The sequence below is a fragment of the Arthrobacter halodurans genome, assembly GCF_041877255.1.
Classification (GTDB): Bacteria; Actinomycetota; Actinomycetes; order Actinomycetales; family Micrococcaceae; genus Arthrobacter_N; species Arthrobacter_N halodurans.
Map to the genome: position 1 here is coordinate 1 of NZ_JBHDLJ010000037.1, position 319 is coordinate 319.

A 319-nucleotide genomic window follows, 5' to 3' on the forward strand; every position below is an offset into this window, starting at 1 on the left:
GGGTCCGGTGCGGGGGTTGGCCTCGGGCAGGCACGCGACCAGCAGGGCCTCGGCCTGCAGGTCATCGGCGAACAACTCGAAGCGCCGCAACCCCCACCGCCGGCCCCGGTCGAACAGGCCCTGGGACTGCCGGCGGACCTCCGCGGAGGGCTCGAGCCCGTCCTGGTCGATGCGCAGCACCCACGCCTGCGCGACCCGGCGCACGATGCCCGGCTCCGAGGCCCGCGCGGTCGCGGCGAGGTTCGCCTCCATCGCGGCCAGCACCGTCTCCCCGCCCCCGGGCAGGGCCCGCGCGGCCGGCGCGGCCGCGGCCACCGCG

The 319-nt window shown here is 79.3% G+C and carries 1 protein-coding gene; it reads right to left on the bottom strand.

The window, feature by feature from the left end; translation table 11 throughout:
- On the bottom strand, positions 1-319 hold a 319-nt coding region (locus ACETWP_RS17325; protein WP_373973534.1), incomplete at both ends, for a hypothetical protein.